The 24,605-nt window shown below is 50.2% G+C and carries 22 protein-coding genes and 1 other annotated feature; of the genes, 13 read left to right on the top strand and 9 right to left on the bottom strand.

The genetic code is table 11. The features are described 5' to 3' along the window. Nucleotides 1-63: 63 nt before the first annotated feature. Both GPK83_RS10020 and GPK83_RS10015 read right to left on the bottom strand, forming a co-directional pair. The gene (locus GPK83_RS10020; protein ID WP_117483503.1) at nt 64-558 is read right to left on the bottom strand and encodes a DUF1700 domain-containing protein; all 495 of its coding nucleotides are present in this window, start codon (nt 556-558) and stop codon (nt 64-66) included. Nucleotides 559-564: 6 nt separating this feature from the next. Beyond that, the gene (locus GPK83_RS10015) at nt 565-2,502 is read right to left on the bottom strand and encodes a fructose-1,6-bisphosphatase (protein WP_215704696.1); all 1,938 of its coding nucleotides are present in this window, start codon (nt 2,500-2,502) and stop codon (nt 565-567) included. Between the two features lie 427 nt (nt 2,503-2,929). Here GPK83_RS10015 and GPK83_RS10010 point away from each other — a divergent pair, with 427 nt between their 5' ends. From GPK83_RS10010 to GPK83_RS09990, 5 genes are all read left to right on the top strand, one after another. Continuing rightward, a complete protein-coding gene (locus GPK83_RS10010) occupies nt 2,930-3,739 on the top strand; it encodes an MBL fold metallo-hydrolase (protein ID WP_215704695.1) in 810 nt (269 codons plus the stop codon). A gap of 147 nt (nt 3,740-3,886) precedes the next feature. Then, nucleotides 3,887-4,435 (top strand): NUDIX hydrolase, encoded by a 549-nt coding sequence (locus GPK83_RS10005; protein ID WP_117551838.1) that lies wholly within the window; start codon nt 3,887-3,889, stop codon nt 4,433-4,435. 355 nt (nt 4,436-4,790) lie between these two features. Beyond that, entirely contained in the window at nt 4,791-5,936 is a 1,146-nt protein-coding gene (locus tag GPK83_RS10000) for a DUF4317 domain-containing protein (protein ID WP_120039951.1), read from the top strand. A gap of 1 nt (nt 5,937) precedes the next feature. Further along, nucleotides 5,938-6,252 (top strand): MGMT family protein, encoded by a 315-nt coding sequence (locus tag GPK83_RS09995; protein ID WP_215704694.1) that lies wholly within the window; start codon nt 5,938-5,940, stop codon nt 6,250-6,252. A 110-nt stretch (nt 6,253-6,362) separates the two neighbouring features. Further along, nucleotides 6,363-7,364: an SH3 domain-containing protein gene (locus tag GPK83_RS09990; RefSeq protein WP_215704693.1), complete on the top strand. Its 1,002-nt coding sequence runs from the start codon at nt 6,363-6,365 to the stop codon at nt 7,362-7,364. Nucleotides 7,365-7,535: 171 nt separating this feature from the next. Here GPK83_RS09990 and GPK83_RS09985 read toward each other — a convergent pair whose 3' ends face one another. Beyond that, complete coding sequence (locus GPK83_RS09985; RefSeq protein ID WP_215704692.1) at nt 7,536-7,721, bottom strand: helix-turn-helix domain-containing protein; 186 nt, start codon at nt 7,719-7,721, stop codon at nt 7,536-7,538. Between the two features lie 27 nt (nt 7,722-7,748). After that, nucleotides 7,749-8,357, bottom strand: coding sequence for a sortase (locus tag GPK83_RS09980; RefSeq protein ID WP_215704691.1), 609 nt, complete (start codon nt 8,355-8,357; stop codon nt 7,749-7,751). 248 nt (nt 8,358-8,605) lie between these two features. Between GPK83_RS09980 and GPK83_RS09975 the strand changes: the two genes are divergently transcribed. From GPK83_RS09975 to GPK83_RS09955, 5 genes are all read left to right on the top strand, one after another. After that, on the top strand, nt 8,606-9,775 hold the full coding sequence (locus GPK83_RS09975) for a BMP family ABC transporter substrate-binding protein (protein WP_215704690.1): 1,170 nt from the start codon (nt 8,606-8,608) through the stop codon (nt 9,773-9,775). A gap of 153 nt (nt 9,776-9,928) precedes the next feature. Continuing rightward, a complete protein-coding gene (locus tag GPK83_RS09970) occupies nt 9,929-11,464 on the top strand; it encodes an ABC transporter ATP-binding protein (RefSeq protein WP_215704689.1) in 1,536 nt (511 codons plus the stop codon). Further along, nucleotides 11,461-12,549 (top strand): ABC transporter permease, encoded by a 1,089-nt coding sequence (locus tag GPK83_RS09965; protein WP_215704688.1) that lies wholly within the window; start codon nt 11,461-11,463, stop codon nt 12,547-12,549. Before GPK83_RS09970 ends, GPK83_RS09965 begins: the two co-directional genes overlap by 4 nt. Then, nucleotides 12,546-13,457, top strand: a complete 912-nt coding sequence (locus GPK83_RS09960) for an ABC transporter permease (protein WP_252196315.1) — start codon at nt 12,546-12,548, stop codon at nt 13,455-13,457. Before GPK83_RS09965 ends, GPK83_RS09960 begins: the two co-directional genes overlap by 4 nt. Before the next feature lie 154 nt (nt 13,458-13,611). Beyond that, nucleotides 13,612-15,012, top strand: coding sequence for an ADP-ribosylglycohydrolase family protein (locus GPK83_RS09955; RefSeq protein WP_215704687.1), 1,401 nt, complete (start codon nt 13,612-13,614; stop codon nt 15,010-15,012). 279 nt (nt 15,013-15,291) lie between these two features. Here the strand turns inward: GPK83_RS09955 and GPK83_RS09950 are convergent, their stop codons facing one another. Beyond that, nucleotides 15,292-16,107 carry a Cof-type HAD-IIB family hydrolase gene (locus GPK83_RS09950; protein WP_215704686.1) on the bottom strand — a complete coding sequence of 272 codons (816 nt, stop codon included), beginning with the start codon at nt 16,105-16,107 and terminating at the stop codon, nt 15,292-15,294. Between the two features lie 93 nt (nt 16,108-16,200). Beyond that, on the bottom strand, nt 16,201-17,526 hold the full coding sequence (locus tag GPK83_RS09945; protein WP_015553026.1) for a glycosyltransferase: 1,326 nt from the start codon (nt 17,524-17,526) through the stop codon (nt 16,201-16,203). Nucleotides 17,527-17,689: 163 nt separating this feature from the next. Next, nucleotides 17,690-17,944, top strand: a binding site (T-box leader). A gap of 322 nt (nt 17,945-18,266) precedes the next feature. Here GPK83_RS09945 and GPK83_RS09940 point away from each other — a divergent pair. The 3 genes from GPK83_RS09940 to GPK83_RS09930 all read left to right on the top strand — a co-directional run bounded on the left by GPK83_RS09940 (nt 18,267) and on the right by GPK83_RS09930 (nt 21,329). Next, on the top strand, nt 18,267-19,343 hold the full coding sequence (locus tag GPK83_RS09940; RefSeq protein ID WP_215704685.1) for a TRAP transporter substrate-binding protein: 1,077 nt from the start codon (nt 18,267-18,269) through the stop codon (nt 19,341-19,343). Nucleotides 19,344-19,579: 236 nt separating this feature from the next. Continuing rightward, nucleotides 19,580-20,068: a TRAP transporter small permease gene (locus tag GPK83_RS09935; RefSeq protein WP_117513746.1), complete on the top strand. Its 489-nt coding sequence runs from the start codon at nt 19,580-19,582 to the stop codon at nt 20,066-20,068. 1 nt (nt 20,069) lies between these two features. Then, a complete protein-coding gene (locus GPK83_RS09930) occupies nt 20,070-21,329 on the top strand; it encodes a TRAP transporter large permease (RefSeq protein WP_015553024.1) in 1,260 nt (419 codons plus the stop codon). Between the two features lie 154 nt (nt 21,330-21,483). On the opposite strand, the gene spoVG is transcribed toward GPK83_RS09930, so the two are convergent. The 3 genes from spoVG to GPK83_RS09915 all read right to left on the bottom strand — a co-directional run bounded on the left by spoVG (nt 21,484) and on the right by GPK83_RS09915 (nt 24,280). Beyond that, nucleotides 21,484-21,759, bottom strand: coding sequence for a septation regulator SpoVG (gene spoVG, locus GPK83_RS09925; RefSeq protein WP_015553023.1), 276 nt, complete (start codon nt 21,757-21,759; stop codon nt 21,484-21,486). A gap of 128 nt (nt 21,760-21,887) precedes the next feature. Beyond that, the gene (gene glgD / locus GPK83_RS09920) at nt 21,888-23,009 is read right to left on the bottom strand and encodes a glucose-1-phosphate adenylyltransferase subunit GlgD (protein WP_117551849.1); all 1,122 of its coding nucleotides are present in this window, start codon (nt 23,007-23,009) and stop codon (nt 21,888-21,890) included. Continuing rightward, complete coding sequence (locus tag GPK83_RS09915; RefSeq protein ID WP_215704684.1) at nt 23,006-24,280, bottom strand: glucose-1-phosphate adenylyltransferase; 1,275 nt, start codon at nt 24,278-24,280, stop codon at nt 23,006-23,008. Before GPK83_RS09915 ends, glgD begins: the two co-directional genes overlap by 4 nt. Nucleotides 24,281-24,605 lie beyond the last annotated feature (325 nt).

The raw sequence follows: 24,605 nt of genomic DNA, 5'->3' as shown, positions 1-24,605 counted from the left end.
GCCCGTATCTGCAGCTCACATTCACGGCCGCCTGTTCATTTCTTCCTATTAACATCTGTTTTATTACCTGCCACGGAAGTTCTTAACAAGCCAATAAATAATAAGGCACATTAAGATCGGTCCGGAGAACCGGATCAGAAGATAGAACACGCCGCCCATAATGCTGAACACAACAGAGATCACAAGGAACAAGAGCACAACAAGGGCTAATTTCCAGTACCACTTATTCAGATCGAAATAATGGATATTCGGCGTGGAGCCGTTCTGATAACTTTCCTGGCTGTAAGTGCTTCTTCTGTCATCGCCCCGCGGGGACGCGTCCTCAAAACTTCCATAACCGTCTCCGGTCTCTCCCGCCGCCTCAGCGGAATCGATGATCGTTCGGGCCACGATATTCGGCTCGCCGATCTCCTCAATAATTTCATCCATGGTACGGCCTTTTCCCAACTCCTGGGAAAGATAATCCGCGTAATAATTCAGGTTGTCGCGGATGACCGACGCCGGGACTTCACCCGAGAGTGCTTCCTCCAGGCGTCTTAAAAATTCGTCCTTGTTCATGTAATTTTACTCCAGTTTTTCTTTAATGATGCCGCCGCGGTACACTGCCACGAGCTCCTTGAGGTCCGCGATCTTCGCCGCAAGCTCTTTTCCTGTATCCGTGTCCGCAACCATCACACGCTTTTTCATCTTCTCTACGATCATGACCTTCGGCGTGTTTTCATGGTTCCGGTCAAAAGGCTTGTGCTCCGCCAGGGCGAGATGGTGGGAATTGAAGATCAGGGTGTAGCCCGCGATTCCCGTCTTCGGCTGGTAAGACTTGGAGAGACCGCCGTCAATGACGAAGAGCTTTCCATTTCCCTTGATCGGACTCTCGCCGTCCTTTAATTTAACCGGGACATGGCCGTTGATGATGTGGGAGCCTTCGATCGGAAGTCCGAATTCCTTGAGGATTTTATTACAGAATTCCTCTTTTTCGCACAGTTTATAATACGGGTTCATGTTTTCCTTCGCGGCTGCCTTGTCAGCGACAAAGTAGTTCTCGAAGGTCGCCATATTGTCCTTTCCGTATACCGGGGACTTCGGTCCACACCATAAATACCACATAAAATCGCGGTACCAGTCCTTCGTCGGATCGTCATCCGGCAGGAAGTATGCCATCTTCACCACGTCCTCGAGATAGTCAAGCAGACGTTTTCCGGAGTAGATGATCCCCTTGAGCTTCAGTTCCTCGAAGGTTCCATCCTCTTTCATCGGGATGCAGCCGTGATATAAAAGGTTCGAGTTGCACCGCGTGTACATCGCACCGTGGGAATACACAAAGCGGATATGGCGGTGAAGCGTCTCGCTGTGGTGGAAGGAAAGTGCAAGGCTGTTGATCAGCTCCTGCTCTTCCTTCGTGAGCTTTAACGGGTCCTTCGGGTCGATCGTCGGAAAGTTCATATCCAGCATCTTGTAATCTTTTCCGTGGATATTTACGGTTCCCTTCTCAAAATTGATATGCTCCAGATGGATCCGGTCATTGATCTGGTAATCCGGGTGGCGCTTCGTGATCTGGCCTTCCACCTTGAACTGGATCACTGTGATCGCCTTGTGCATCTTCGCCGCAAGTCCCGGGTCTACCGCATCATAGATATTTTCATCCAGAATCTTCGGAAGGAACCGCTCACACGGGTCATCCCGGTAGACCTTCGCCGCAAACATGGACAGCGGGCGGAGATTGATTCCGTAACCGTCCTCAAGAACGTCGAATCCGTTGTAGCGGATCGCGATCCGGAGCACATTGCAGATGCATGCCAGATTGCCTGTGGCCGCGCCCATCCAGGAGATATCGTGGTTACCCCACTGGATATCTACATCGTGGAAGTGCATGAGCTCGTCCATGATAATGTCCGCACGCGGTCCACGGTCGAAGATATCACCGATGATATGCAGGCTGTCCACGGTCAGGTTCTGGATCAGATTGCAGAGTGCCATGATGAACTGGTCGCCCATCTCGATGTCGATGATGGAGTGGATGATTTCATCATAATAAACTTTCTTGTTGTCATCGTTGTAGTCCACATGAAGGAGCTCGTCGATGATATATGCGAATGCCGGGGGCATTTTTTTTCGCACTTTCGATCTTGTAAATTTTGAGGATACTTCCTTACAGATGCGTACCAGGCGGTAGATCGTAATTCTCTGCCAGTCTTCTGTAAATTTCCCCTCTTTCTGGATCCGGCGGATGTTCCGTTCCGGATAGTAGATCAGATTCGCTAAAGCGATCTCCTCCTCGTCTGAGATCACGTAGCCGAAGGTCTCCGATATTTTTTCACGGATGATACCGGATGCGCTGCGGAGCAGATGAATGAACGCTTCATATTCGCCGTGCAGATCGCTGAAGAAATACTCGGTTCCCTTCGGAAGTCCGCGGATCGCCATCAGGTTGATGATCTCACTGGATGCCGCTTTCACTGTCGGATACTCTTTTGCAAGCAGCTTCAGGTAGTCCAAATCTCTCATTGTCTCTGTTTTCCTCCCTGCGTTTTCCAGGCGCGTAAATTTTCTCCTGCCGTTCCTGGTCCCGTTTTCCCCGCATTTTTGCTGAGTTTTTCGCGGGATCCTTCCGCTTTGCCGGTTAAAAATTTAACCGCCTGGGAATTGCTTTTCCATTTATTTTATAGTAACATATTCATATTCAAAACTCAACAAAAGAATGGAGGACACCGGGGGCCGGACCTTCACTTTGGTTACTGTTCACGCTTTGCGCAAACAGTAACTGATTTTGCCGATGCTTCGCATTCCGAATCGGCAAAATCCACTACCACCACTGTATTGTACGGAATTTTCAGTTCAGAAAATTCCTACCCGTGTACAGTAACCCACTTTGGATTGCCCAGGAAGCAGATTCTGCGCAGTCAATGTACTCTTCAGAAGGGAGATTTTTCTTATGAACAGCGAACTTCTCTACGTTTTTGGGACCGGAAACGCGACGGTCACAAATCTTTACAATACATGCTTCTCCCTCAGAGACGGGGATGAATATTTCATGGTGGACGCCGGCGGCGGAAACGGGATCTTAAAGATCCTGGACAACATGCAGGTTCCGTTAGAGCACATCCACCACATTTTTGTGACCCACGCCCACACGGACCATGTTTTAGGCATCGTCTGGATGGTCCGCATGATCGCCACAAAGATGAAAAAGGACCAGTATGTCGGGGATGCCTATATCTACTGCCATTCAGAACTTATCGAGACGATCAGGACGCTCTGCCGCCTGACGATCCAGGATAAATTTTACAACATGATCGGCAACCGGATCCATTTAGAGGAAGTGAAGGACGGCGAGACCCGCCATATTTTAAGCTACGACGTGACATTCTTCGATATCCACTCCACGAAGTTAAAACAGTTCGGATTCACGCTGACATTAAATAATGGAAGAAAGCTCACCTGCGCCGGGGATGAACCGTACAATCCGGTCTGTGAGAAGTATGTCCGCGGCAGTGACTGGCTGCTCCACGAGGCATTCTGCCTCTATGCGGATCGGGATATCTGGAAGCCGTACGAGAAGCACCACAGCACCGTGAAGGATGCCTGTGAACTGGCGGAGTCCCTGGGGATCCCGAACCTCGTGCTCTGGCACACGGAGGACAGCAATGTTGCCGGTCGGGAACGGCTTTATAAGAGTGAGGGAAAACGCTATTACAGCGGAAATATTTATGTGCCGGATGATGAGAGTTTAATCGCTTTATAGTGAGACTGATCGCAGTATGGCACTCTGTTCTCCGTCATCTTTTGTCTGCCTGGGCATTTTGCCGGTTCGGCAATTCGTTAAATTAGTCTGTCCCTTTGCGCAGACTGGATTTTTGGGTATATTTGTCCTGTTTAGGAGGAAAAGGTTATGTCTATTAAACCGTGGATCTGCAACGGATCCAGGACGATCGTAAAGGACCGCTGGATCGATCTTCACGCCGATGACTGCGCACTGCCGGATGGCACGAAGATCTCTCCGTTTTATGTAAATGATGTTCCGGATTTTGTTGTCGTGGTCGCCGTCACCGTTGACGGGGACTTCGTTTTCGTGCGCCAGTACCGCCATGGAACGAGACAGATCCTTTTAGAACTTCCGGCGGGCTGCATGGAGCCGACAGATTCCGATCCGGGTGCCGGGGCCGCGAGAGAGCTTTTCGAGGAGACCGGGTACGCCGGAAGCGAGCCCGTATTTCTCTGTAAGGTCGCGCCGAATGCGGCCTGTATCAGCAACTTCGCCCACTGTTACCTGATCAGGGACTGCAAAAAAGTCAGCAGCCAGCATCTGGACGCCACCGAGGACCTGGAGATCGTTGTGATGTCTGCCGAGGAGACGAAAAAGCTTATGGCGGAAGGCGGACTCGTGCAGGCGGTGCATGTGGCGGCGATGTATTATGCGGAAAAAATTTTAAATAAGTAGATCTCTCCACTGCTATTTATTTTTGCTGGCTGGCATTTTCCAGTGCTAAGCACAGCAGTAACGCAGCACTGTCAATCAAGCTCTATTGATCATTAATGATTTTGTTACAGTTCAGCCATTACATCTTCTTGTTTTCATATTCATGAAAACAAGAAGCTTGGTGGTTCCACCATATGCTGATTTGGATGAAAAAGTGCTTATGCAAGCAAGCTTGCAACACACTTTCTCATTCAAACCAGCGCATGGCTGAACTGTAACATGATTTTCTATCCAGCCATACTTTCATTTTCTATTGCTTTTACAGTTAAACGGATGATACTTTATGGCTGGTATTTGTTTGAAAAGGATACGCATTATGAATAAACGTGAAATTTCAGAAATTAAGAAACAGTTTAAGAAGGACAACAACGCCATCACCCGCATCTGCGGATGTTATGTCGATGCGGAAAAGCAGATCAAGACGACCCTGAAGGAGGCGTTCTTTGCCCTGTCCGAGGAGGAGATCTTCAAATATTATGAGATCTTCAAGAAATCCCTGTCCGGCGGAATCGGAAAGAATCTCCACAACCTGGAGTACTCTATCCACGACGAAGGTCCGGACAGCGCCCACGAGCTTCTCATGAAGCTCCGCGATGAGAAGCTCGCCGACGATGAGACCGTGGATACCTTTTATAATAAGGTAATCGAAAATTACGAGTACGGCGAAAACTACTATATTATCCTGATCCACAGCGCCTACGATGTGCCGGGAAAAGCGTCCGACAATGAGGAAATGTTCGACGCATCCGAGGAAGTCTACAACCACATCCTCTGCTGCATCTGCCCGGTAAAGCTCTCCGAGCCGGGTCTCTCCTACAATGAGGCGACCAACGCCATCGAGGAGCGCCCCCGGGACTGGTGGGTACAGACTCCGATGACTGGATTCCTGTTCCCGGCCTTCAACGACCGCAGCAGCGATATCCACGGTGTCCTGTATTTCTCCAGGAATCCGGAGGAGCTTCACTCCGAGTTCATTGACGCCTGCCTCGGCGCACCGACACCGATCTCCTTCAAGTCCCAGAAAGAAGCGTTCCAGGAGATCCTGACGGATACTCTCGGCGAAGAGTGCGACTATGAGATTGTCCGCCAGATCCATGAGAATCTCACGGAGCTTGCGGAGGAACATAAAGAGGATGAGATTCCGTTAACGCTCACAAAGCCGGAAGTCAAAGATCTTTTGGAAAAGAGCGGCGTGGAGCCGGAGCGCCTGGAGCACTTCGATAAAGTCTACGAGGAAGCCGCCGGGGAGAACACCGCGATCCTCGTTCCGGCGATCACCGGAACCGGAAAATTTGCCGTGAAGACACCGGATGTGGATATTAAGGTCAACCCGGACCGTCTCGATCTCGTAGAAACCAAGTTCATCGGTGGACGCCGCTGCCTTGTAATTGCCGTTGAGGACAACGTGGAAGTCAACGGCATGCCGGTGAAGATGTGGGAGGAGCAGAAGGAGGTGCAGTAACATGGCACCATCCGCCCGTTTTACTGAAGATTTCGCATACGAGATCCTGTCCGTAGTCGGGGAGATTCCCGAGGGAACCGTCGCCACCTACGGCCAGATCGCCCGTCTCATCGGCAGGGACAAAAACTCCCGCCTCGTGGCCCGGGTCCTCTCCCACGCCTCAGACTACGGAGAGTTCCCCTGCCACCGAGTTGTCAACCACGCCGGTCGCCTCGTCCCCGGCTGGCCGGAACAGGCTTTTCTGCTGCGGCAGGAAGGCGTGGAGCTGAAGGACGCGATGCATGTGGACCTCAGGAAATATCAATGGGAATGCTGATTTGACAAATTTCTCCATTTTTGCTATAATTTCTTCGTAACAATTTTGTAATATTCGAAACAATTCCCGCAATATAACCGGGACATTCAACTGATATGAGGAAATTTTGCATGATAACATTACAGAATCTGATTCCTAACTTTTCAAAAAAGCTTCTTTTAAAAGCGGCTGCCGCCGCATCTGTCCTGTTCCTTTCCGTTACACTCTCGGCTATTCCGTCTTTCGCTGCATCCGCCTATGACAATCTCGCCGTGGCAAATGTGACAAGTGAACCGTTAAATATGCGGACGAAGCCATCTACCGCGGGTGAGATCGTCGGGAAGTGCTACCGCGGGGCGGGCGGAACTGTGCTGGAGAGAAAAGATGGCTGGACAAAAGTCCGTTCCGGAAAAATTGAGGGATGGATGAGTGACAAATATCTGCTCTTTGGGACAGATATCGAGCCATTGGCGAAGGAACTCGGTCTTCTATCCGCGAAGATCACCGCGACGACCTTGAACGTCCGCGAGATTCCGTCCACAGATTCCGCAATCTTAAAACAGGCGGCCGAAGGGGATTCCTTCCCTGTCTTAAGTGAATCCGACGGCTGGACAAAGGTCCAGCTCTCCGCCGACACAAACGGCTATATTTCCAGTAAATATGCCTCCATCGGCCCGGTTCCTGCTGCCGCTGTCGACGCAAAGGAAGAGTCCGCGGCGCTGAGCGCATCCGGAAACGGAACCTCTGCGGCACCGTCCTATGTAATCTCCGCCACCGAAGATGAGATCTACCTGATGGCAGCCTGCGTGGCCATGGAGGCCGGTGACGATTCCTATGAAGATAAGCTCGCTGTAGCAAGCTGTATTGTAAACCGTGTAAAATCCGGAAAATGGGGCAAAACGATCTCCGACGTGATCTACGCCGACGGCCAGTTCCCCGGCGCGTCCTCCGGCCTGTTGGACAAATACCTGGCAAAGGGTCCGTCCAAGTCCTGCATCAAAGCCGCCAAAGATGCTCTGTCAGGTTCCAACAATATCGGCGACTATCTCTACTTCAAATCCGCCAAACACGCCTCAACAGGCAGCTACTCTTCCTACAAGATCGTTGGCGGGAACTGTTTCTACAAAAAATAATATTTTATCTGCAAGACCTGCCATCGGCAGCTTCTTTCAGATGCATTGCAGCAAAAAAACAGGGAAAGCCTACCTTCTCCGAAGGTGCTTTCCCGTTTCCGTACACATACCCCATTTCCTTTAATAACGCTTCAACTAAAAATGCTCTTCTTAAAAATCAACACCACTCTCCTACACTTCTGTTACAAGCCATTTCTTAACCCCGTCTGTACTGAATCCAACGATTTCGGCAATCTCTTCAACCGAAATTCCCTTTTCGCTCATTCGAACCGCCGTATCCTTAGCTTGGCTTTCACGCCCTTCTTCGCGCCCTTCTTCACGTCCTTCCGCATAGCTTTCATTCCTCAGATCTTCCATCGCCTTACATATTTCTCTCACTCCTCTCTATTCTTCGATCTCCCTGCATCTCACCGCCGCCCGCGCTTTCCCCTTATTCGTGCAGGTAAACAGCGTCAGATCCCAGTCCCCATCCTCCATCTTTTCGATGTCATAGCCGCCGACCGTCTCAATTTCCGTCACTTCATAGGAAAACACATTTCCATCCGCATCCGTAAACACCACGGAATCACCTGGATTCAGGCGCTTGATGCCGGAAAAGTGGGTGCGGTAATTGTGTCCGGCGATGATCATATTCTTTAAGCACGCAGAACCACTGTAGCGGCACGGCGCTTTTTTGAGCTTTGCGTCGCTCCACTCGCTGATGACCGGAAGCTTGAGCCCCAGCGCCGGAATCTCGATCATCCCCACACATTCCTGTCCGTTTACCTCCACAGTCGGCATTTCCATCTCCGGATTCTTCTTATATTCCGGCACCAGTTCCTTTTTCTCCGTCTCCAGCCGCTCCGGCAAATCGGCTGTCAGTGACTCCATCCGGACCACCATCTCCTCTGATTCTGCTCCGGCCCGGTCTGATTCTCTTATATTATAAACAGTAAGAAGAAGAGCCGCCGCGATCAGCAGCAGACCCACGCCTGTTAAAATCTTCCCCTTCATAGCCTTACCATCCTGTCTTCCATATTGCACATACTGCCTGTGTTCTTTGTCACACATTCCCATTATATCATCGGCCATTGCGGGGCACAACCGCCGTCATTGTTATTTTCTTAACGATTTTTCGCTTTTTTCCCTATATTCATTGTCTAATTTGCACAAATTTGGTATAGTATACCCATGAAAAAAATCAAATCTGTTCTCCGGAGGTCATATTCTCCGGAGGACAAGCCGAAAAACAGGAGGAAACCATGAAAAAGACCATGAAAGCTACCGCATTATTCTTAGCAGCCGGACTGCTTCTCACCGCGTGCGGAGGAAAAACTGATACTGCTGCTACAACTGCTGCCGCTGCAAGCGCAAAAGCTGATGCCGAGACAACTGCTGCCGCTGCTGAGACAAACGCAAAGAAGCCGTCCTTTGTATTCGTATGTACAGGACAGTTAGGTGATAAATCCTTCAACGATTCTGCAAACGCAGGTATGGAAAAGATTGCTTCCGATCTTGGCTGCGAGATAAAGGTTATCGAGATCGGCCGTGACCAGACAAAGTGGGAGCCGACATTCCAGGATCTCGCCGAGGAAGGAAAATACGATGTTATCATTTCCAACGGATCTTCCTCCGCTGAGGTCATCGAGCAGGTTGCGGAAGAATTCCCGGATCAGAAATTCGTTATGTTCGACTCTGATATGGAAGAGGGCAAGTGGCCGAACCTTTACGCCATCAGCTACAAACAGAACGAGGGCAGCTATCTTGCCGGCGTTCTCGCAGCACTTGTAACAGAATCCAAAGACATGCCAAACGCAAATGAAGACAAGAAGATCGGTTTCGTCGGCGGTTCCGAGCACCCGATCATCACTGACTTCCTTGTTGGATACATCGCAGGCGCAAAATCTGTTGACCCGGATATCAAGGTATACGTATCCTACATCGGTTCCTGGGATGATACCGCTAAGGGTAAAGAGACAGCTATCGCCCAGTACAATCAGGGCGTTGATATTATCTTCCCGGCTGCTGAGCAGGCCGGACTTGGCTGCGTAGAGGCTGCCGCTGAGATGGGCAAATACATCATCGGCGTTGACTCTGATCAGGCAATGCTGTTCTCCGGTTCCGATGAGGCAAAGGCAAACGTGATCCTGTCTTCCGTATTAAAGAACGTCGGCGATTCCCTCGTGAGAATGGCTGAGATGGAAGAAGAGGGAACGGTTCCTTACGGCAAATGCGAGTTCCTTGGCTTAAAGGAAAACGGTGCAGGTCTTGCTGACAACGAGTACTTCCAGAAGAACGTTCCGGACGAGATCAAAAAGACGATCGAGGAGAAGAAACAGGAAGTTCTCGACGGAAAGATCGAGATCCCGACTGCTCTCGGCGATGCTGACCAGAACGAAGTTCAGGCTCTTATTGATTCTGTAGCTCCGTAATTTTATCCGGCAGATCCACTCGAAACCTGCTGCGATATTTTATGTAAATCATCTGAGGAATCTGTCTGAAACAGTTCATTTTCCCAGAATATCGAGTACATCAGGGGACTTGTCAACAAGTCCCCTTGGCTTTTATAAGAAAGGAGGATCCGTATGGGCAAAGAGATCCTGAAAATGGAACATATCACAAAGATCTACCCCAACGGTGTCATGGCTAACAGGGATGTCAGCTTTTCTGTCCGGGAAGGCGAGATCCATGCCCTGATGGGTGAGAACGGTGCCGGAAAAAGTACCCTGATGAAGATCCTGTTCGGCGACGAGGACGCCACTGAGGGCGATATCATCTTCGAGGGAAACAAGATCCAGCCAAAAAGTGCCGCTGACACGATCCGTCTCGGAATCGGAATGGTGCATCAGCACTTCATGCTCGTGGATTCTCTGCGGGTATATGAGAACGTGATCCTCGGCATGGAACCGAAAAACAGGATCATGATCGACAAGGAAAAAGCGATCCGGGCGGTGGAGGAAACCGCCAAAAAGTACAATTTAAAGATCGATCCGATGGCTGTCGTTGGAGAGCTCTCCGTCAGCCAGAAACAGAAGGTCGAGATCTTAAAAGTCCTGCTCCGCGGGGCAAAGCTCCTGATCTTAGATGAGCCGACCGCGGTTTTGACGCCACAGGAGACAGACGAACTCTTTGAACAGCTTCTTTTACTAAAGAAAAATGATCACACGATCATCTTCATCTCCCACAAGATCCGCGAAGTCATGCAGATCTGCGACAATATCACAGTTCTCCGCGCCGGACGGACAGTGGGATCGATCCCGGTCGCCAACGCGACAGAAGAAGACATCTCCCGCTTCATGGTGGGCCGCGATGTCATCCTGAAAATGAATAAAAAGCCGGCAGAATTCGGTGACACGCTCTTAAAAGTCACTGATCTGACCTATGAAAATAAAGAAGGACGAAAGCTCCTGGACCATGTCTCCTTTTCGCTGAAAAAGGGCCAGATCTTAGGTATTGCAGGAGTTGAGGGAAACGGACAGAATGAACTCGCCGAGGCGATCTTCGGTTTCTACTCCGGTGTCAAAGGCAGTATCCTCTTTGACGGGAAAGAAATCCTTGGAAAATCCATCCGCGCGATCCGCGATGACGGAATTTCCTATATCCCCGAGGACCGTATCAAAACCGGAGCGGCCGGAAACATCAGCCTCTGGGGCAACATGATCGCAGACATCATCGACAGCCCGCTGTTAAAAAAACACGGACTTCTCAATTATAAAAATATCCATGAACGGGCAGATAAACTTATCAGCGACTTCGGCGTCCTCTGCCAGAATGACGATCAGCCGATCGGTATGCTGTCCGGCGGAAATATGCAGAAGGTCGTCGTCGCCAGGGAATTCTCCTCCGACCCGAAGCTTCTGATCGCCAACCAGCCGACCCGCGGCATCGATGTAGGTGCCAACGAGTTTATCTGGAAAAAGATCATCGAACAGCGTGATGCCGGAAAGGGCGTTATCCTGATCTCCGCGGACTTAAACGAGATCATGGAGCTCTCCGACAGCATTCTCGTCATGTGCGGCGGACAGGCTGCCGCCTACTTCGAGGACGCGAAAAAAGTAGATGAGTTCGAGCTCGGAAACTACATGCTCGGGCTGAAACATCAGGAGGTATCGGAATCATGAAACAGAAAAAACCTCTATCATCTTATGTAGAAATGCTGCGGACCATGATCGCCATCCTGATCTCCCTGATCATCGTCTTCGCGATCATTCTCCTGATCAGCAGCCAGCCCCTCTCCGCTCTCGGAGACTTTATTTTCGGACCGCTGACCTCCGTCCGCCGTTTCGGAAACGTCATCGAAGGTATGACACCGTTAATGTTTACAGGACTTGCGGTCATCATCCTCTTCAAACCGGGGCTTTTCAATCTGTCCATGGAAGGCGCGTTCTTTATCGGCGCCGTTGCTGCCTGTGCGGCTTCCCTGGGACTTGGACTTTCCGGAAAAACGGCACTGATCGTGGCCATGGCGGCTGCGGCGGTCGCAGGCGGATTTATCTGCTTTATCCCGGGCATCATGAAAGTAAAGACCGGCTCCAATGAGCTTGTAACTTCCCTGATGCTCAATTACACCTGCCTGTACGTCGGGCTCTGGATCATCACCACCTTCTTCTATGATCCGACCCAGAACTCCAACTATTCCTACAAATTTCCGGAAGGATGCGCTTTAAGCAAGATCATCACCGGCACGCGTATCAACTCCGGTACGATCATCGCCCTTGTGACTGTCCTCGTGATCTGGGTCATCGTAAACCGGACACCCTTCGGCTTTAAGGCAAACCTTGTGGGCGAAAACTTCAATATGGCAAACTACGCGGGCATCAACTCCGGCCTCATGATCATCCTGACCCAGATTCTGGGTGGTATGCTGGCGGGACTCGGCGGCGCTGCGGAGCTTTTCGGCATGTACCAGCGCTTCCAGTATTCCGCACTCCCGGGCTATGGCTGGGACGGTGTTCTGATCGCCATCGTCGCCAGACGGAAGGTCCAGTATGTCCCGTTCGCAGCACTGTTTTTATCTTACCTGCGGATCGGCGCGGATATCATGTCCAGAAATTCCGATATCCCGTTTGAGATCGTAAACATCATTCAGGCAGTCATGGTTCTTCTGATCTCCGCCACCGCGATCCTCAGCGGATATAAGAAGAAACTCATCATCAAAGAGACAAAAGAATTCGAAGCTGCAGAGAAAAAGGAGGTACAGGCATGAATATCTGGAGTGTGATTCTTTCCCCTGACTTCCTCTTTACCTCGATCCGTGTGATGACTCCGATCCTGTTCGCTGCCATGGCCTGCATGGTCTTCGTGAAAGGCGGCATCGATCCCATCGGAACTGAGGGAATTATGTTAAGCTGTGCCCTTGCGGGACCTGTCGGCGGCTACTTTACCCACAGCGCTCTTGGCGGCGTGATATTCGCAATGGCAGTCGGTGTGGTGCTGGCTTTCGTGTTCGGTTACTTTACGCTGATCCTGAATACAAACCCGGTTCTCGCCGGAATCGCCCTGAATACCTTATCCGGCGGTCTCACGGTCTTTACGACCTACTATCTGACCGGAAATAAAGGTTCCACCCAGAGTTTAAAGAGTCCGGTGATGCCGGAGATCAGGATTCCGCTTATCAAGGATATCCCGGTTCTCGGCGCTATTATCTCCGGACATAATGTCCTGACTTATCTCGGGCTGATCCTCGTGGTCATTCTCACAGTCTTCTTCTGGAAGACTACCATCGGTCTGCGGATCCGCGCGGTCGGCGAGAATGAGCGTGCCGCAAAGTCCGTAGGCTTGAATGTCATGAAATATAAGTACATCGCCCTTCTCATCGCCGGCTGCCTCGCCGGGATCGGCGGCGCGTACATGTCCATGGGATATGTTTCCTTCTTCTCAAGAGACATGATCGCCGGACGCGGATGGATCGGAATGGCGGCGGAATCCATGGGACTCGGTATTCCGTGGAAGATCGCCTGCTCGGTACTGATCTTCGGTATGGCAGATTCACTGGCGGTGCGGCTGCAGATGTTAAATCTGCCGTCCCAGCTTATTCAGACGATTCCTTACGTAGTTACGATGATCGCGATTGGAATTTATTCGAAGAGAAGTATGTCGGGAAAGAAGAATTGATGGAATTATTTCGAAATTCCGAGCTGTTATAAATATAGGCAAAGCTTCTGTATGATCCATTTTGACAATGTGTTTTCTTCCGATCTCTGCCCTGTTTCTTATCCTGAGCAGAGACAGGAAGTGGTATTTACAGCTGAAATGAAGGAGATTCTTTATGAAAGCATGGGAATTTGAACATAAGCTGACGGCAGACGCGGTTCCGCCGGAGCTTCACGACGACAATGAGGCGGACTGGATGGCCTACACGGAAGCCGGCCGCGCCTCCGACAAACAGCTTTTCCACGACTGGGACAATAAGGTTCCGGGATCCAAAGCGCCCTGCGACGTGGTGATCGCCGCGGTGCAGAGCATGCACAACCGGGGATATGATGTGACGGAAGCTGAGAAGTTCATGGAGGAAGGCCTGAAGGCGTCCGAAGAAAAGGACGGATCCGCGATTCAGGTGGCTACCTCGAAGATCTTCCACGCATTAAATGAAGCGCCGAAGGATCCCGCCTCCCCTTACTGGAGCTACAACACCTACCGCACCTTCGCGGACGTGGAAAAAGAGGCTGATTTCGGCCCTGCAGCGCCCTATGACGTCTTTTCCGATGACTTTGCAAAGAAAGTCACCGCAGGATGGATGGGACAGCTCATCGGCGGCTGCCTTGGAACCCAGATTGAAGGTTATACGACAGAACAGATCCGCAAACGCTTCGGCGAGGTCTACGGATATCTCCGCCGCCCGGAGACATACAACGATGATATCACCTACGAGATCGCCTATCTCGACGGATTCATCGAAAAAGGCTATGACATCACACCTGCCGACGTTGCCTACAAGTGGCTGGAGCTGATCTCCGACGGATATTCCGCCGAGAAGACGGCCATCGAAAATCTCCGCCGCGGGCTTCTTCCGCCGGAGAGCGGCACAACAAACAACTACTTCTACGACTGGATCGGTGCACAGATGCGCACTCCGCTTCACGGAATGTTAGCACCCGGAAACCCGAAACTCGCAGCGAGACTCGCCGCGGACGATTCCATCGTCTCCCACTCCAACAATGGCATGCTGGGCGGGATCTTCAACGCCCTGCTCACCTCTCTCGCTTTCACGGAGGACCATATCCGGACCGTTGTTGAGAAAGCTGTGGGCATGATCCCGCATAAGAGCGAATACTACGCGGTCGTAAAGCATGCGCTGGATCTCTGCAAGGAAAATTCTTCCTGGGAGCCGGTATGGACGGTCTGCGAGGAGCGCTACAAAGAGTACAACTGGATCCACGCCTACCCGAACGCGGCGGCAGAAGTCATTGCCCTCTGGTTCGGAAATATGGACTTTAAGGAGACCTGCCACATCATCGCCATGGAAGGTCAGGATGCGGACTGTACCGCAGCCCCGGTACTGAACGCACTGGCGATCATGATCGGTCTGGATGTCATTGACGACAGCTATATCAAGCCCATCGGGGACAGGATCCTCACGACTATGAGACGGTATCAGGATTTCAAGATCGCTGAGCTTTGTCAGTGGACAACGGAGGCGGTGAGAAATGCGGTGAAGAAACAGAAGTAATACGGTTGAGTTTTTGAAACATCTTCTGTCGCTCGGATATTGGTAAGTCAAGCGGATATTCGCAATCCGCTTCGCTACTTGCTCATAACCGAATAACTGCTCCGCAGTTTATCAGAAGGAGCTTGCACTCCTCCTGATACAAGCAAGTCCCCACCCACTGCTTATTGCTTTTCGCAATTGAAGCAGGGGACTTACTTGATTCGGTTAAAAAACAGGCTCATTTGATTTCTGGATTTGTATCAAATGGGTCTGTTTTTTTAATTATTTCTTCAATTTTTCTCAGTCCTTAAATATCTCCTTCAGCCTCTTCAGCAGCCCTTCCTCATCATTCTTCCCGATCACCATCGGTGCCCGTCTCCGCACATTCTCCGGCGCATTTCCCATCGCCGCGCCAAATCCTGCCGCATGCATCATGGAAAGGTCGCTCTCGCCGTCACCGAAGGCCGCTGCCTCTTCCGGTGAAATTCCGAGTTTTCCACAGAGTGTCTTCAAACCTTCCGACTTTTCCACGCCCGCTGCCGTGATTTCCAGGTATTCCGGGTTGGAGGCCGCGGACTGAAGATCAGAGAAATCTCTTGCCAGCACCGCCGCCAGTCTCGTCATCACGTCCGGATCCCCCATGAGAAGAAATTTATGAATTCCGCCTTCTTTTTCAAATGTATCTTTAATAGATCCAATTTCAGCCGGAAATCCCACAATTCTTTCTTCCCGCTGCTCTCTCCAGTCGTCCCGGTCATCCACGATCCACTTCTCGCCGCCGAAGGTATTGCAGGCAACGGCCGGAAAGTCCTTATCCAGCATCGCCTTCAATTCCAGCGCCCGCTTAAGCGGAATCATCTTGCTGTAGATCTCATTCCCGTCATTATCTAAAATCAGCCCGCCGCAGAACGCGATGATTGGCGCATGGTTCCCCAGCATCCTCTTAATGACCCGCACTCCTTCCGGTGACCTCGCGGAAGTCAGGATAAACGGGATTCCCTTCCTCTCAAGGTTCAGGATCATCTCCCTCGTCCCCTCCGTGATCTGTCCGTCCGACGTCAGCAGCGTGCCGTCGATATCGCTGAATATGATCTTACATGTTTTTTCTTTTTCCATCTTTATCTCCATATTTTGATGTTTATCCGGTGTATTTCCACACCGGTACGACTGCCTGACGCAGTCCGCAGCTTCGCGCGAATGCGCCTTCTCCTATCCCCGCTGCAAAATACTCCTCTCGTTCTCCCGCACTTTCCGTGCCAGCAGCGTATACTGTCTGATCTCTTCCTCTGTAAAATTCCCAAACTTCGCCTGATAGTAATCGTTCTCCGCCGCCTCAAGATCCGGGATCACAACTTCTGATGCAGGAAGAAGTTCCAGTCGGATCTTTCGTTCTGTTCCCCGCCTTCTCGGAAGCTCCGTTACCTCAACCATCTTTTTCGCGGACAGCCGCTGAACCGCCACCGCAAGGTCTCCGCGGCTAAGATCCATAAGATCCGCAAGATTCTTTCTGCTCAGTTCATGGCTTGCATCCTTCAGATATAAAAGCAGGGAAAGTTCCTCCATTGTCATATCATGCTTCAATGCCGCTGACTCCAGATATCTCTCCAGAAGTTTCCGGTCCCGGTATTTATCCACAATGATCCCATCATCGGAGATCACCTCCTGCAGCGCACTGCTCCGCTCCTCTCCGAGCTTCCGGTTTCCGGGGATCGATGCCGGGAAAACAAAGCCGTCCTTCGCTGCATCCACCAGAAAATGGTACACCTGAAGCCGGTTTTTCTCATAATCCTCTTCGTCCAACACATGCTTATAAAAGTTGTTGTAGTACTCAAACATCATAAGCTTCATCTTCACAGTCTTCGTGATGCTGATCTTCTGGTTCACCAGCGAACCTTTTGTCTTTACATAATAGTACACCGGTGTCCGCAGCGCATAGAATGTCTCTGCATAGCGGACATACTCCAGATTGAACATGAAATCCTCACACCAGCTGATCTCCGCATCCATCCGGATCCCGAAGCGGTTTACGAGATCGCGCCGGTACAGCTTATTCCACAGCACTCCATAGTAATAATCCGCCGGATTCTCCATCATAAACGACGCGAATTCCTCCCGGTCGATCACGCAGTCTGACTCGATGTCCCCTTTTCTGGATACCATATCCCCAACGACGCGGTAAAAATCGGAGATCACCATATCACAGCCATGTTCCTCTGCCGCCCGGACCATAAGCTTTGTCGCATCCGGCGTCAGCCAGTCATCACTGTCCACAAACTGGAGATATGTTCCCTTTGCCCTTTCAATTCCCTGATTTCTCGTATCTGAAACCCCGGAATTTTCTTTGTGGATCACCACCACACGCTCATCCGTCTTCGCATACGCATCACAGATCGAGCCTGACATATCTCTGCTCCCATCATCTACGAGAATCAGTTCAAAATCTCTATATTCCTGTCCGAGAATACTGTCCACACAGCGGTTCAGAAATTTTTCCGCATTGTAGACAGGAACAATTATACTGACGGTCGGTTTCATTCTCCTCCTCCATTCTCTATGATAACCTGTCGGAATATCTCCTATGAAATAAATTTACTATACGATCTATCATATCATATTTTTCTCACAATACGCGATTTATTTTTTTAAATTCTCTTGACTTTTGAAAATCTGTGACTATAATAAAGGGCAGTTTTAAATATTCCTTGCGATGATGGGAACGCTCTTAACGAAGGTCTTTCAGAGAGCAGCTGGCTGGTGAAAAGCTGCAGACACCGCGTTACAGACAATCCTCCCGGAGCTAACCACTGAAAGTGTTCCAAGTAGGCTGGTTCGGTTTACACCCGTTAACGTGTTGCCTGTTAATTTTTCATATTTGAAAAACGACGGGATCGAGAGGCTGTTTTTTTGACAGCAATAAGAGTGGTACCGCAGAAGTTTCGCTTCTGTCTCTTAAAAAATAAGAGACAGGAGTTTTTTTTTGCCCCGAAAGTGTTGTCAGGCGGACAGACAGACCGCGTGCTTGCACGCAGAGCTGTCTGTACATCTGACAACCAAGCCAGCATGAGTAAGCAGGGCGACAGCCCGGATTACGAATGCTGGCGGAGATTGCGGGAGCACGCAGTGCGGAGCAATCTCCTTTCGCACACCGTGCGGGGCAATCTCCTTTCGCGCACTTTGCCAACACCACCATCAATTCCTTAGTTTCTTATCTGCGAGGGGCAGTTAAGATATATACTTATCATCAATCTATTCTTAAAAGACTTTAGGAGGTCATTATGAAAAAAAGTGCAAAATTATTATCCGCCGTTATGGCAGGCGCTATGGTTCTTTCCATGGCAGGCTGCGGCTCTTCCAGCAATTCCACAGAGACAACTGCTGCTGCCGCTGAGACAACAGCCGCTGCTGATTCTTCCGCTGCTGAAAGCAAGGAAGCGACTTCAAACACAGATGCAACCGTAATAAAGCTTGGCACAACCGTAAACGAGCAGGACAGCTTCCAGGTATGTGCTGAGAAGTTTGCTGAGCTCGTAAAAGAGCGCACAAACGGCGCTTACGAGATCGAGATCCATCCGAACGGAGCTCTCGGCGACGAGCGCACCATGCTTGAGAGCATGCAGATGGGTACTCTTGATATGGGTATCATCACAAGCGGTCCGTTCGTAAACTTCTCCAGCGCTATGGGTGTTCTCGATATGCCGTTCCTGTTCGCAAACAACGAGGAAGCTTACAAAATCCTCGACGGTGAGATCGGTAAAGAGCTCCTTGGAACACTTGAGGATGCTGACTTAAAGGGTCTCGCATACGCAGAGCGTGGCTTCCGTAACATCACAAACAGCAAGAAGCCGATCACAAACGCGGCTGACGTTGCAGGCTTAAAGCTCCGTGTCATGGAGAACGACGTTTACACAGCTACCTTCAAGGCTCTTGATGTAAACGCGGTTCCGATGGCATGGTCCGACGCTTTAACAGCTCTTCAGCAGGGCACCATCGATGGCGAGGAGAACCCGATCAACGTTATCTACTCCTACAAGCTCTGGGAGTCCCAGAAGTATGTAACCCTTGACCGTCATTCCTACTCCACAGCGATCATCACAATGAGCAACGACCTCTTCAAGTCCTTACCGGAAGATGTTCAGAAGATCTTCGAGGAATCCGCACAGGAAGCTGCTGAGTACGAGCGCCAGTGGGTTGCAGATCAGGAAGCTGACCAGCTCCAGGAGATCAAGGATCATGGTATGGAAGTCGTCGAGAACCCGGATGTAGACAGCTTCCGTGCAGCTGTTCAGAGCGTATATGACGCTTACCCGGATTACGCTGATTACATCAAAAGAATCCAGGACGCATTAAAGTAATTTCGCAGCTGTTTGATTTTAAAGTTCGGTGCTAAAATCCGTTAACATTGCCCCGGCAATGGGATTTTTAAAGCAGGTTCTTCGGCTGCCCAGGGAAACCCGGGCAGCCGGAACTGTTACCACTGATGTATTGTATGGAATTTTCAGTTCAGAAAATTCCTACTCGCGTACTGTAAATCAGAACCGCTTTAGCACTTTCCATGTAATTGTTTCGGTTTTCAAAGGAGGAAACACCGTTGGCTTTCGTTAAGGGATTTCACAAACTCAGCGATATTCTGGACACCATCTGTTCCTACATCATCGTTGTCATGCTCGGTGCCATGGTCGTTATCACCGGCGCACAAATCGTCTGCCGTATGGCATTCACCGCACTCTCCTGGAGTGAGGAAGCGACCCGTTACCTTTTAGTCTGGTCATCATTTTTAGGCGCAAGCTGTGTATACAAGCACAGCGGCCATATCTCCATCACATTCGTTCAGGATATGGTTCCGGCCGCGTTAAGCAAAGTCTTAAAACTTCTCGTCCATGTGGTCTGCACAGTTCTTTTTGTTGTCGTGATCATCTATGGTATGAAATACTTCGGAAAACAGGGAAACCAGCTGTCTGCAGCGATGCGTCTTCCCATGAAATATATTTACCTCTGCATTCCGGTAGGATGCGGATTCATGCTCGTACACGCGGTTGACGCGGTTCTCGGACTTTTATTTGGAAAGGAGGAGGCATAACATGGCAGCATTATTATTCATTTCCTTTATCGTTCTGCTTCTGATCGGCGTTCCGGTCGCATTCGCGATCGCGGCGGCAGCTCTCCTCGTCCTCTTAAAAGGCGATGTAAAGCTCCTGATCCTCGTGCAGCGTATGTTCGCCAGCACCGACTCTTTCTCCCTGATCGCAGTCCCCTTCTTCATCTTTGCCGGCGACCTTCTCGCAAAGGGAAAAGTTTCCAAGGTGCTCGTTGAGTTCGCCGAGTCCTTACTTGGTATGTTAAAGGGCGGTCTTTCCATCGTATCCGTCCTCGCAGGCATGTTCTTCGCGGCGATCTCCGGTTCCGGTGCCGCCACAACAGCCGCTGTCGGTGCAACACTGATCCCGGAGTTAAAGAAACGTGGATACCGTGAAGATTCCGCCGCTGCCCTGATCGCAGCTGCCGGGACCATCGGTGTCGTTATCCCGCCGTCCGTTCCGATGGTATTATACGCCGTTATCTCTGAGGACAGCGTAAACACACTTTTCAAAAATGGATTTGTCCCGGGAATTTTAATGGGCGTGATCCTCGTTGCGATCTCCCTCTATCAGGCACGCAAGTTCAACTACCCGAAGGGAAAAGCGTTCTCTGTCGGAAACGTGCTCCACACCTTCAAGGAAGCGATCTGGGGAATCTTAATGCCGCTGATCATCCTCGGCGGAATCTTCTCCGGTTACTTCACACCGTCTGAGGCGGCTGCCGTAGCAGTCATCTACGCGATCTTCGTCTCCTTCTTTATCTACCGCGACCTTGATTTCAAGGGTCTCGTTGAGATCATGAAGGGAAGTGCAAAGACATCTGCCGTTATCATGATCATCATCGCATGCAGCGGTCCGTTCGGCTGGGTTCTCGCAAACTACAAGATCCCGGAGGCCATTGCGTCCGGAGTATTGGGAATCTCCACAAACAAGTATGTGATCATGTTCCTGATCTCCCTGATCATCCTGCTCGCAGGAGTCTTCATGGAGACCTCCTCCGCGATCATCATTCTTTCCCCGGTGTTCCTGCCGCTTGTCAAGGCCATGGGCATCAGCACCGTACATTTTGGAATCCTCTTCGTAGTTGGTATCGCCATCGGCATGATCACACCGCCGGTTGCCATCAACCTGTTCGTTGCTTCCGGTATCACGGGACTTCCGATCGAGCGGATCTCCAAATCTGTTATCCCGTACCTGATCGGACTGATCATCGTATTCTTCATGATCGTATATGTTCCGCTTCTGATCCCGGGACTTATGTAATCGTATAAGAGATCATAATACGCGAAAAAAGTCCGCCGAATCTTTTCACGATTCGGCGGACTTTCTATTTCCCCATTCACAAGCCGCTCTCTGCGGCTATATTTTTTTGCAGGACCTGCGTCAGGAAATCACTCCGGACAAGTTTCCCGGAGAACTAAACTGCCTGCGCTTCCTCCAGTGTGGTTGTCTCGTACTTGTCGAGGATCACTCTCTGGATCATGTCCCGTGTTCCGGAATTGATCGGATGGGCGATATCGCGGTATTCGCCGTCAGCAGCTTTTCTGCTCGGCATCGCGATAAACAGGCCTTTCTCCCCTTCAATGACCTTGATATCGTGGATCACAAACTCGTTGTCCAGTGTGATGGACACGATCGCCTTCATCTTTCCCTCTTTCTCAATTCTTCTCACACGTACATCTGTTACCTGCATAATAACCTCCCCCATCTGCGCTCCCCGCAGATTTTATGTAATCACTGGCCAGTCAATATTTGAATGCCTGTCTTTCTGCCTTTGCCGCACCGTCCGGAATATCCCGTCTCCGAACTGCGGCACCCTTTTTACAGGGTATATCTCTCGTTCTTCTCAATCACGATCTTCACATCGTCCGGCTTTCCGATATACGTCGTATTCGCGCGGATCGTATCACGGCTCTCAACGATGCAGTTCTCAATAACGGTATTATCCCCAATATACACGTCATTTAAGATGATCGAATTCTTGATGATACAATTGTTTCCGATATAGACCTTCTTAAACAGAACTGAATTCTCTACCGTTCCGTTTAAGATACAGCCGCTGGATACCAGGCTGTTCTTCACAACTGCGCCCGGATTGTATTTTGCAGGCGGAAGATCATCCACCTTGGAGTAGATATCCGGATACTCTTTGAAGAAGTAATTGCGGACTTCCGGTTTTAAGAAGTCCATATTTGTCTGGTAGTAAGCATCGACGGATGCGATATTGCTCCAGTATGTATTTAACTTGTACGCATAGATCCGCTTGATACCTTTGTAGCGCACCAGGATGTCCTGTACGAAGTCATACCTGTCCTCGTTCGCGCAGCGCTCGATAAGTTCGATGAGCTGACGGCGGCGGACAACATAGATACCACAGGAGATCGTATGGGAATCAGCCACCATTGGCTTCTCCTCAAACTCAACGATCCGTCCGTCCGCGTTCGTCTTCACCATACCGAAGCGGGTCACATCCACATCGCCCGGCATGTCCTTGCAGACAACCGTGATATCGGCTTTCTTTTCGATATGATATTCCAGGACCTTATTGTAGTCCAGCTTATAGATACCGTCTCCGGCAGCGATCACTGCATATGGTTCGTGGCTTCTCTTTAAGAAATCCAGATTCTGGTAGAGCGCGTCTGCTGTTCCGCGGTACCAGTCGCTGTGCTCCGCCGTGATCGTCGGAGTGAATACATACATTCCGCCCTGTTTTCTTCCGAAATCCCACCATTTGGAAGAGCTTAAATGTTCATTTAAGGAGCGGGAATTATACTGTGTCAGTACGGCAACGCTCTGGATATGAGAGTTGCTCATATTGCTTAACGCAAAATCCACGCTTCGGAAACTGCCCGCGATCGGCATCGCCGCGATCGCTCTCTTATTGGAAAGTTCGCGCATCCGCTTGCTGTTTCCGCCTGCTAAAACAATACCGATTGCTCTCATACGATTCCACCTGCCTTTATAATGTAGCCGCCACTCTCAAGCTCGCCGTTCGGATAATCTTCCGCAGCCGTCGCGCCTGAAATTGCTGTATTCTTGCCGATCTTTACGTTTTCCGGAATTACGGAATGTTCGCCGACCGTAACAAGATCAAACTGGTAAACCTTCTGGTCGTATTTGCTCGGTGCGTATTCGCCGACGCCAAGGTGTGCCCCAGCTCCGACCTTTACGTCCTCGGCAATGATGGACTTTTCGACCACAGCACCTTTTCCGATCACGCTGTCCTGCATGATGATCGAATCCTTGACCACGGCGCCCTCCTCAATCACAACTCCGGAACCGATCACGGAATTCGTCACCTCACCGTAGATCTCAGAACCCTCTCCGATGATACATTTTGTGATCTTTGCGTCAGAAGAGATATACTGCGGCGGGATACGGTCGCTCTTTGTGTAGATCTTCCAGTATTCCTCATACAGGTTGAACTCCGGAATAATATCGATGAGCTCCATATTTGCTTCCCAGTAGGAACCGAGGGTTCCGACATCTTTCCAGTAGCCATTGTACTCATATGCAAAGATCCGTTTGCCCTGCTCGAAGCAGTACGGGATCACATGTTTTCCAAAGTCACAGCCCGGCTCCTCAGAAAGCTTGATGAGCGCTTCTTTGAGTGCCTTCCAGCTGAAGATATAGATACCCATGGAAGCAAGGTTGCTTCTCGGGTTTGCCGGCTTCTCCTCGAACTCCGTGATCTTGTTGTTGTCATCCGTGATCAGGATTCCGAAACGGCTTGCTTCCTCGATCGGTACCGGCATAGCGGCAATCGTGACATCCGCATTATTCGCTTTGTGATATTCCAGCATGACCTCATAATCCATTTTGTAGATGTGGTCACCGGAAAGGATCAGAACGTATTCCGGATTGTAGGACTCCATGTACTCCAGATTCTGGTAGATCGCATTTGCGGTTCCAGTATACCAGTCGCTGCCTTTGCTTCTCTCGTAAGGTGGAAGAACCGTAACGCCGCCGACGTTGCGGTCTAAGTCCCACGGAATACCAATTCCAATGTGCGCGTTTAAACGTAAGGGCTGGTACTGGGTCAATACTCCCACAGTATCAACACCAGAGTTGATGCAGTTGCTGAGCGGGAAATCAATAATTCTGTACTTTCCGCCGAAGGAGACGGCCGGTTTTGCCACTTTCTGTGTTAACACACCGAGACGGCTTCCCTGTCCTCCTGCCAACAGCATCGCTATCATCTCTTTTTTTACCATGATATCACCTCTTGCTGCTCTTTTTGTCCCATACACTAGTTTCTTAGATGGTGACTCTATTATAGCATACTTTTTAGAAGATGTGAACAAACTTTTCATCCTTTCAATCCCAATTTTGTGTATATTCTGACATTTTTTTCTTTTTGTACGATAAGCAATACAATACCTATGTTTCTGCTTGGTTACATAAGTACCAAAAATGCCGATTCAAAATTGTATAAACCTATTAATATGCAGGATTAAAGGCACGAAAAACGCATGAGTAAATAAATTGTGAACATGCCCCTTTTCTGGTAAAATTAAAAGAAAAGGGGCGTTGGTATAT

Origin of the sequence: Clostridium sp. MCC328 (assembly GCF_018785465.1) — a bacterium.
Lineage (GTDB): Bacteria > Bacillota > Clostridia > Lachnospirales > Lachnospiraceae > Pilosibacter > Pilosibacter fragilis.
The sequence above is the reverse complement of the archived record's forward strand: the minus strand, read 5'-3'. Positions and strand labels throughout refer to the sequence as shown.

What these genes read in the sequence shown, in the direction of transcription:
- GPK83_RS10000 (WP_120039951.1), top strand. Translation starts at nt 4,791, where the DNA reads ATGAATAAACGTGAAATTTCAGAAATTAAGAAACAGTTTAAGAAGGAC.
- GPK83_RS09930 (WP_015553024.1), top strand. Translation starts at nt 20,070, where the DNA reads ATGGCAGCATTATTATTCATTTCCTTTATCGTTCTGCTTCTGATCGGC.
- GPK83_RS09965 (WP_215704688.1), top strand. Translation starts at nt 11,461, where the DNA reads ATGAAACAGAAAAAACCTCTATCATCTTATGTAGAAATGCTGCGGACC.
- GPK83_RS09975 (WP_215704690.1), top strand. Translation starts at nt 8,606, where the DNA reads ATGAAAAAGACCATGAAAGCTACCGCATTATTCTTAGCAGCCGGACTG.
- GPK83_RS10020 (WP_117483503.1), bottom strand. Translation starts at nt 558, where the DNA reads ATGAACAAGGACGAATTTTTAAGACGCCTGGAGGAAGCACTCTCGGGT.
- GPK83_RS09950 (WP_215704686.1), bottom strand. Translation starts at nt 16,107, where the DNA reads ATGGAAAAAGAAAAAACATGTAAGATCATATTCAGCGATATCGACGGC.
- GPK83_RS09970 (WP_215704689.1), top strand. Translation starts at nt 9,929, where the DNA reads ATGGGCAAAGAGATCCTGAAAATGGAACATATCACAAAGATCTACCCC.
- GPK83_RS09955 (WP_215704687.1), top strand. Translation starts at nt 13,612, where the DNA reads ATGAAAGCATGGGAATTTGAACATAAGCTGACGGCAGACGCGGTTCCG.
- GPK83_RS09940 (WP_215704685.1), top strand. Translation starts at nt 18,267, where the DNA reads ATGAAAAAAAGTGCAAAATTATTATCCGCCGTTATGGCAGGCGCTATG.
- glgD (WP_117551849.1), bottom strand. Translation starts at nt 23,009, where the DNA reads ATGAGAGCAATCGGTATTGTTTTAGCAGGCGGAAACAGCAAGCGGATG.
- GPK83_RS10015 (WP_215704696.1), bottom strand. Translation starts at nt 2,502, where the DNA reads ATGAGAGATTTGGACTACCTGAAGCTGCTTGCAAAAGAGTATCCGACA.
- GPK83_RS09995 (WP_215704694.1), top strand. Translation starts at nt 5,938, where the DNA reads ATGGCACCATCCGCCCGTTTTACTGAAGATTTCGCATACGAGATCCTG.
- GPK83_RS09960 (WP_252196315.1), top strand. Translation starts at nt 12,546, where the DNA reads ATGAATATCTGGAGTGTGATTCTTTCCCCTGACTTCCTCTTTACCTCG.
- GPK83_RS09990 (WP_215704693.1), top strand. Translation starts at nt 6,363, where the DNA reads ATGATAACATTACAGAATCTGATTCCTAACTTTTCAAAAAAGCTTCTT.
- GPK83_RS09915 (WP_215704684.1), bottom strand. Translation starts at nt 24,280, where the DNA reads ATGGTAAAAAAAGAGATGATAGCGATGCTGTTGGCAGGAGGACAGGGA.
- spoVG (WP_015553023.1), bottom strand. Translation starts at nt 21,759, where the DNA reads ATGCAGGTAACAGATGTACGTGTGAGAAGAATTGAGAAAGAGGGAAAG.
- GPK83_RS09945 (WP_015553026.1), bottom strand. Translation starts at nt 17,526, where the DNA reads ATGAAACCGACCGTCAGTATAATTGTTCCTGTCTACAATGCGGAAAAA.
- GPK83_RS09985 (WP_215704692.1), bottom strand. Translation starts at nt 7,721, where the DNA reads ATGGAAGATCTGAGGAATGAAAGCTATGCGGAAGGACGTGAAGAAGGG.
- GPK83_RS10005 (WP_117551838.1), top strand. Translation starts at nt 3,887, where the DNA reads ATGTCTATTAAACCGTGGATCTGCAACGGATCCAGGACGATCGTAAAG.
- GPK83_RS09980 (WP_215704691.1), bottom strand. Translation starts at nt 8,357, where the DNA reads ATGAAGGGGAAGATTTTAACAGGCGTGGGTCTGCTGCTGATCGCGGCG.
- GPK83_RS10010 (WP_215704695.1), top strand. Translation starts at nt 2,930, where the DNA reads ATGAACAGCGAACTTCTCTACGTTTTTGGGACCGGAAACGCGACGGTC.